Annotated in this window: 4 protein-coding genes, 2 pseudogenes and 1 other annotated feature; of the genes and pseudogenes, 5 read left to right on the forward strand and 1 reads right to left on the reverse strand. The window is 44.4% G+C overall.

Features of this window, described 5'->3' with window-relative positions; translation table 11 throughout:
* Window positions 1–146: 146 nt before the first annotated feature.
* Entirely contained in the window at window positions 147–1,556 is a 1,410-nt protein-coding gene (locus CDG56_RS16335) for a TIGR00341 family protein (protein WP_087548432.1), read from the forward strand.
* A gap of 32 nt (window positions 1,557–1,588) precedes the next feature.
* Here CDG56_RS16335 and CDG56_RS16340 read toward each other — a convergent pair.
* Window positions 1,589–2,425 (reverse strand): annotated as a pseudogene (locus CDG56_RS16340) (BCCT family transporter); the annotation flags it as partial.
* Window positions 2,426–2,675: 250 nt separating this feature from the next.
* Between CDG56_RS16340 and CDG56_RS16345 the strand changes: the two are divergent.
* The 4 genes and pseudogenes from CDG56_RS16345 to CDG56_RS16365 all read left to right on the forward strand — a co-directional run bounded on the left by CDG56_RS16345 (window position 2,676) and on the right by CDG56_RS16365 (window position 6,057).
* The gene (locus CDG56_RS16345; RefSeq protein WP_006581699.1) at window positions 2,676–3,242 is read left to right on the forward strand and encodes a recombinase family protein; all 567 of its coding nucleotides are present in this window, start codon (window positions 2,676–2,678) and stop codon (window positions 3,240–3,242) included.
* A gap of 182 nt (window positions 3,243–3,424) precedes the next feature.
* Window positions 3,425–4,397: pseudogene (locus CDG56_RS16355) on the forward strand (IS3 family transposase).
* Window positions 3,714–3,830 (forward strand) — a sequence feature (AL1L pseudoknot). (Overlaps the previous pseudogene by 117 nt.)
* A 151-nt stretch (window positions 4,398–4,548) precedes the next feature.
* A complete protein-coding gene (gene floR, locus CDG56_RS16360; RefSeq protein ID WP_000214119.1) occupies window positions 4,549–5,763 on the forward strand; it encodes a chloramphenicol/florfenicol efflux MFS transporter FloR in 1,215 nt (404 codons plus the stop codon).
* Window positions 5,764–5,790: 27 nt separating this feature from the next.
* Window positions 5,791–6,057 (forward strand): LysR family transcriptional regulator, encoded by a 267-nt coding sequence (locus CDG56_RS16365; protein WP_077170324.1) that lies wholly within the window; start codon window positions 5,791–5,793, stop codon window positions 6,055–6,057.
* The last annotated feature ends 60 nt before the right edge of the window (window positions 6,058–6,117 follow it).

Consider the following 6,117-nt stretch of genomic DNA (forward strand, 5'->3'; position numbering starts at 1 on the left):
AATCAACAGGGTTTTCGGTCTCTAAGTACTTTTTAAAGGGAACATCATCGACTCAAATCTCTATTTGCAACAGTGCCATCACGAGGACCAAAAATCGACTGAGATTAAAGGTCTTTCCACAGATGGATAAAAAGTAGGATGTTAAATTGACCAACACCTCTAATAAACACAACTCCTCCTTTAATTATACAAGTAGATTAAGACGTGCACGCCATCGCTTTAGTCTGCTGGAAGATAAGGCAGAAGATGATGAAATCGAGCGTCGTATTCGTGATGGGATTGAGCTATCAGGAGCCATTCCCTGGATTTTAATATTCGCTATTTTTATTGCATCAGTCGGATTAAATATCAATTCAACAGCTGTGATTATTGGCGCAATGCTAATTTCTCCACTTATGGGACCGATCATGGGGGTGGGGCTGGGTGTAGCAGTTTATGACTTTAAACTGGTAAAACGGGCACTCTTCAACCTAGGTATTGCAACACTGATCAGCTTGGTCGTATCCACTCTATATTTCTCGATATCACCCCTCGATAATGCACAATCTGAACTTTTATCACGAACTAGCCCAACCGTTTGGGATGTGTTCATCGCATTATTTGGTGGATTGGCAGGAATCATTGGGATCACTCGAGAAGAAAAATCAAATGTTATTCCAGGGGTGGCGATTGCTACAGCATTGATGCCACCTGTCTGTACTGCTGGATTTGGTATTGCAACTGGACAGTGGAGCTTTGTTGGTGGTGCACTGTATTTATATACCATCAATTGTGTGTTCATCAGTTTGGCAACTATTATCGGTATCCGGATTTTAAGGTTAAAGCCACATAGTTTTGCTGACGAAAAAGTAGAAAGACGTGTAAAAATATCTTTGCTGATGATCGCAATGGTGACCGCAATTCCAAGTGCCTATCTGGCGACTAAATTAGTTAATGAAGAAGTTTTTAAATCAACTGCCAACAAATTCATTACACAAGAATTTACCTTTAAAGAAACACAAGTCGCCAGTTCAAAAATTGATAGCAAGACACGGACCATTGAGTTGGCTTTAGTCGGTTTGCCCTTAAGTCAGGCGACGTTGCAGAATATTGAAGGGAGACTTGCTGTTGCAAATCTCGAAGGAACTAAAATTATTGTGCATCAAACCAATGATGATAAGGTTGATGTGACTGCCTTAAAATCTGGGGTATTGAGTGATTTGTATCTGAATGGACAAGAAGCCCTGCGCCAAAAGGATGAACAGGTAAAACAATTACAGCAAGAATTAAGGGTGAAAAATGCTTTATTTGCCAATGCAAATGATGTTTTTGCAGAGCTACGTGCACAGCATCCCACTGTAAGCTCTATTTTTCTAGGACAAGGCATTGATTTACCGACTGATCCCAATCAAAAGCAAATACTGCAACTTAGTGTGAGAACATCTGAACCACTATCGAGTGAAGATCAAATTCGCATTGAAAATTGGTTCAAGGTTAGAATGAAGACGGATGCTGTACTATTAAATTTTTTGGTAAATCAAGATATTGTTAATCAAAAAGATAGCAGTTCAAACTAATACTTGTTAATTTGAACTGCTATGTAGATTGTTTAATTACGGACTACATTTAAAAAATACAAGTGGCGTTCGTATTGATCAATAATGTCCTGGAGTAAATCTTCTTGTGTCCATTCCATGACATTGTAGTTTTTCCCCCCTTCTTTTAGAAAAACTTCCGCTTTGTAATATTTCAGAGAGAGGCTACTTTCGTCATCGAGCATAAAACTCGGAGCTCGTGTTTCAGTAGCCACGACTTGATAGATGAAGTTGATTTCATTTTGATGATCTACTTTCAGTAATAGCCCCCCATCAACCTCACGGATTGAAACATCCAGATTCCGGCGCTGAAATTCATGTTTTATGTTCTGAAAAGCCTGATGAACATTCTGATGAATATAGGCTGTTACTTCGGCTTTAGAATGTGGGTAATGCATAATTAAACCTAGACGCTGTTGCCAGCTTCTTGGGTTTTGTATAGCTCGTGGTGTGATCCTAGCACTTTGTAGGGCCTGTACTTTTAAGACATCTAAACGTAGTGCCTTGATTAACCCCCAGCACAATAACAGCATAATGAAAGTAAAAGGCAAGGCACTCATGATCACTGCAGATTGCAAGGCACTTAAACCACCAACGATCAGCAAGATAATAGAAAGAACAGCAATCACAGCTGTCCAGAACAAACGTTGCCAAACAGGGGAGTGCTCCGTTTTAGCCGTAAGGTAATCTGTGATCAAGGCTCCTGAATCAGCCGAAGTAACAAAAAACAGGAAGATCAGGAGGGTAGCAACCAGACTGGATACACTAGAGAGAGGTAAAGTCTTTAAAAATTCGAATAAGGCAACAGAAGAATCTTTTTCTACAGCCAATACTAGACTGGAATGATTTTGAACCGTACCGGGTTTGTCGGAGACTTTTTTATTTAAGTTAGGCCACCTGACCTAACGGGTTAATCTTATCATTGAACCGTACTGGGTTTATCGGAGAGAAGTTTTTAATATCTAAATTTATGTAACTATAGAGTATAGCCTAACGGAACAAAATAAAGTCTTAAAAAGCAACTCAAAAACCGTATTTATAGACTTAATATTTAATTTCGGTACAATATGTATTTAATTATCTAAACTCTAACGGTACAGAATGCCTAATCAGGTCGGATATATTCGAGTCAGTTCAACTGAACAAAATACTGAACGTCAATTAGATGGAATCAGCCTGGATAAGACCTTTACTGAAAAGGCAAGCGGTGGTAGCCGTGAACGTCCTCAGTTAAATGCAATGCTCGACTATCTGCGTGAAGGTGATACGGTGCATGTTCATAGTATTGATCGTCTGGCACGTAATACAAATGATCTGAACGAAATTGTGAATAGTCTGAATGATCGTGGTATAACCATTATTTTTCATAAAGAGAATTTGACCTTCAGTCATGATGTAGCACAATCGGCAATAAATAAACTCATGTTTCAGATGCTTGCTGCATTTGCAGAGTTTGAACGCTCCATGATCCGTGAGCGTCAAAAGGAAGGAATTGCAAAAGCCAAAGCGAAGGGCTTATATAAGGGAAGAAAGCGGAAGGTTGACTATGTTGAAATACGAAAAGCAATGGCTGAAGAAAATTCAACATTTAGAGGTGTTGCAGAAAAGTTTAAAGTAGGGATAGCAACAGTACAAAGAGCTTTAAAAGAAGAAACTAATAATCAATAAGGTTGATTAATGAAGACGCTTAGATATTCAAATTTAGAAAAGATCATGACCATTTATACTGAAATTTCTACTTATATTACATTTCATAATGCGACTGGTTTAACAGATATAAATAAATCAATGGAAGATTTTTGAACCGTACCGGGTTTGTCGGAGACCAAGCTTTCTGAGAGAATGTCCCGATGAAAAAAGTAAAATATACCCCTGAAATCAGAGAAAGAGCGGTTCAATTATTGATTGAATCCGAGAAAGATTATCCATCGAATTGGGCTGCGATCACCGCTATTGCTCCCTGAGCAGTATACTGCGCAAGGGTTGTACTCCTGAAACACTACGTGTTTGGTATCAAAAATATTTAGATAAACAAAATCCAGTTAAAGTACAGCAGCTTTCAGACCAAGAACGTATCAAACAACTCGAACGCGAAAATAAAGAACTGCAACGCGCCAATGAAATTCTACGTAAAGCAGCCGCTTTTTTCGCCCAGGCGGAGCTCGACCGCCCACACAAATAATGGTGGATTTTATCCATAATAATAAAGAGCTGTACGGAGTCGAGGCGATTTGTAGAATTTTACCGATCGCACCTTCAACCTATTACCGGACTCTAGATCTCTGTGAAAATCCAGAACATCGAGCAAAGCGAGATTTACATGACTTGCATCATGCTGAGGAGATTAAACGAATTTGGAAGGAAAGTTCAGGTCGGTATGGTGTACGTAAAGTCTGGCAAAAACTGAAACGTGAAGGCTATATTATTGCGCGCTGTACTGTTGCTCGATTAATGCAAAAGCTAGGTATAAAAGGTGTTTGGCGTGGTAAGAACAAACAAACCACCCGTAGCCGAGATGATCAAAAACGAGCGGATGACTTGGTAAAACGTAATTTTACTGCTGATCATCCTGACCAACTGTGGGTGAGTGACTTTACGTATATTCAAACAAATTCAGGCTGGGTTTATACTGCATTTATTATTGATGTGTTCTCACGAGCAATTGTTGGATGGAAAGTATCGACACGGATGAATACAGATATGGTGCTCGATGCATTGGAGCAAGCATTTAGGGCGGCAGAGGGGGCTGGAACGCTGAGTGCGCCCATGCCGCATTGCGAAGCAAAAGATAATCGGATAAAATGTAGCAATTCATATTCGTAAGCGTGGAGTAATCAGATGGGAAATTCCAAGTCAGCAGACAAGTAAGCCGCAACAACCAGTATTGTTGTTGCGGCGCTCTGTAAGGCTAGTCTCATCTGATTGCTGACGAGCAGACGTCGCCCGGTATTCCTTAATCGAGGGTTGATTCGTCATGACCACCACACGCCCCGCGTGGGCCTATACGCTGCCGGCAGCACTGCTGCTGATGGCTCCTTTCGACATCCTCGCTTCACTGGCGATGGATATTTATCTCCCTGTCGTTCCAGCGATGCCCGGCATCCTGAACACGACGCCCGCTATGATCCAACTCACGTTGAGCCTCTATATGGTGATGCTCGGCGTGGGCCAGGTGATTTTTGGTCCGCTCTCAGACAGAATCGGGCGACGGCCAATTCTACTTGCGGGCGCAACGGCTTTCGTCATTGCGTCTCTGGGAGCAGCTTGGTCTTCAACTGCACCGGCCTTTGTCGCTTTCCGTCTACTTCAAGCAGTGGGCGCGTCGGCCATGCTGGTGGCGACGTTCGCGACGGTTCGCGACGTTTATGCCAACCGTCCTGAGGGTGTCGTCATCTACGGCCTTTTCAGTTCGATGCTGGCGTTCGTGCCTGCGCTCGGCCCTATCGCCGGAGCATTGATCGGCGAGTTCTTGGGATGGCAGGCGATATTCATTACTTTGGCTATACTGGCGATGCTCGCACTCCTAAATGCGGGTTTCAGGTGGCACGAAACCCGCCCTCTGGATCAAGTCAAGACGCGCCGATCTGTCTTGCCGATCTTCGCGAGTCCGGCTTTTTGGGTTTACACTGTCGGCTTTAGCGCCGGTATGGGCACCTTCTTCGTCTTCTTCTCGACGGCTCCCCGTGTGCTCATAGGCCAAGCGGAATATTCCGAGATCGGATTCAGCTTTGCCTTCGCCACTGTCGCGCTTGTAATGATCGTGACAACCCGTTTCGCGAAGTCCTTTGTCGCCAGATGGGGCATCGCAGGATGCGTGGCGCGTGGGATGGCGTTGCTTGTTTGCGGAGCGGTCCTGTTGGGGATCGGCGAACTTTACGGCTCGCCGTCATTCCTCACCTTCATCCTACCGATGTGGGTTGTCGCGGTCGGTATTGTCTTCACGGTGTCCGTTACCGCGAACGGCGCTTTGGCAGAGTTCGACGACATCGCGGGATCAGCGGTCGCGTTCTACTTCTGCGTTCAAAGCCTGATAGTCAGCATTGTCGGGACATTGGCGGTGGCACTTTTAAACGGTGACACAGCGTGGCCCGTGATCTGTTACGCCACGGCGATGGCGGTACTGGTTTCGTTGGGGCTGGTGCTCCTTCGGCTCCGTGGGGCTGCCACCGAGAAGTCGCCAGTCGTCTAACCGACGACTGGTAGCAGGCCCGCTCCGATGCGGCGCACTAACCATCGAAACCTCGTGAATGTCGGTATCCTGTCTGGCAGGATACCGCTCATTTCCCTTGTTCAGTTCATCGCCGTCGCCGAGCATCTGAATTTTCGGCATGCGGCCAAGGCACTTGGTATCAGCCAGTCGAGCGTCAGCGCGCGTGTGAAAGCGCTGGAGGATAACCTTGGTGTCCTGCTATTTGAGCGCCATGCGCGGGGCGTTCGGCTAACAGACGCAGGCAGGCACTTCATGGGGCACTGTTGCAAATAGAGATTTGAGTCGATGATGTTCCCTTTAAAAAGTACTTAGAGACCGAAAACCCTGTTGATT

It is taken from the genome of Acinetobacter sp. WCHA39 (assembly GCF_002165385.1).
Taxonomy (GTDB): domain Bacteria; phylum Pseudomonadota; class Gammaproteobacteria; order Pseudomonadales; family Moraxellaceae; genus Acinetobacter.

Excerpts from the sequence above, each read along its gene's own strand:
- CDG56_RS16345 (WP_006581699.1), top strand. The coding sequence starts at position 2,676 with ATGCCTAATCAGGTCGGATATATTCGAGTCAGTTCAACTGAACAAAAT.
- floR (WP_000214119.1), top strand. The coding sequence starts at position 4,549 with ATGACCACCACACGCCCCGCGTGGGCCTATACGCTGCCGGCAGCACTG.
- CDG56_RS16365 (WP_077170324.1), top strand. The coding sequence starts at position 5,791 with ATGCGGCGCACTAACCATCGAAACCTCGTGAATGTCGGTATCCTGTCT.